The 1,186-nt window shown below is 48.7% G+C and carries 1 protein-coding gene; it reads left to right on the top strand.

What is annotated here, in order from left to right; all coding sequences use genetic code 11:
• Position 1 precedes the first annotated feature (1 nt).
• A complete protein-coding gene (gene tuf, locus HMPREF2661_RS08815) occupies positions 2-1,186 on the top strand; it encodes an elongation factor Tu (protein ID WP_003684779.1) in 1,185 nt (394 codons plus the stop codon).

The raw sequence follows: 1,186 nt of genomic DNA, 5'->3' as shown, positions 1-1,186 counted from the left end.
CATGGCTAAGGAAAAATTTGAACGTAGCAAACCGCACGTAAACGTTGGTACTATCGGTCACGTTGACCATGGTAAAACCACTCTGACTGCTGCATTGACTACTATTTTGGCTAAAAAATTCGGTGGCGCTGCAAAAGCTTACGACCAAATCGATAACGCTCCTGAAGAAAAAGCCCGCGGTATTACCATTAATACTTCACACGTAGAATACGAAACTGAAACCCGTCACTACGCACACGTAGACTGCCCGGGCCACGCCGACTACGTTAAAAACATGATTACTGGTGCTGCCCAAATGGACGGCGCTATCTTGGTATGTTCCGCAGCTGACGGTCCTATGCCGCAAACTCGCGAACATATTCTGTTGGCTCGCCAAGTAGGTGTACCTTACATCATCGTGTTCATGAACAAATGCGACATGGTTGACGATGCCGAGTTGTTGGAACTGGTTGAAATGGAAATTCGTGACCTGCTGTCAAGCTACGACTTCCCAGGTGACGACTGCCCGATCGTACAAGGTTCTGCACTGAAAGCTTTGGAAGGTGATGCTGCTTACGAAGAAAAAATCTTCGAACTGGCTGCCGCTTTGGACAGCTACATCCCAACGCCTGAGCGTGCCGTAGACAAACCTTTCTTGTTGCCTATCGAAGACGTATTCTCTATCTCTGGCCGTGGTACAGTAGTAACCGGTCGTGTAGAGCGCGGCATCATCCACGTTGGTGACGAGATCGAAATCGTAGGTCTGAAAGAAACCCAAAAAACCACTTGTACCGGCGTTGAAATGTTCCGCAAACTGCTGGACGAAGGTCAAGCAGGTGACAACGTAGGCGTATTGCTGCGTGGTACTAAACGTGAAGACGTAGAGCGTGGTCAAGTATTGGCTAAACCAGGTACCATCACTCCTCACACCAAGTTCAAGGCAGAAGTATACGTACTGAGCAAAGAAGAGGGTGGTCGTCACACTCCATTCTTCGCTAACTACCGTCCACAATTCTACTTCCGTACTACCGACGTAACTGGTGCAGTTACTTTGGAAGAAGGCGTAGAAATGGTAATGCCGGGTGAGAACGTAACCATTACTGTAGAACTGATTGCGCCTATCGCTATGGAAGAAGGTCTGCGCTTTGCGATTCGCGAAGGTGGCCGTACCGTAGGTGCAGGTGTGGTTTCTTCTATTATCGCTTAA

Source organism: Neisseria sp. HMSC061B04 (assembly GCF_001836705.1).
In the GTDB taxonomy this organism is placed as follows: Bacteria; Pseudomonadota; Gammaproteobacteria; order Burkholderiales; family Neisseriaceae; genus Neisseria.
This window is presented reverse-complemented; position numbering and strand designations above follow the sequence as displayed.

Coding starts and splice junctions, on each gene's coding strand:
- tuf (WP_003684779.1), top strand. CDS start 2: ATGGCTAAGGAAAAATTTGAACGTAGCAAACCGCACGTAAACGTTGGT.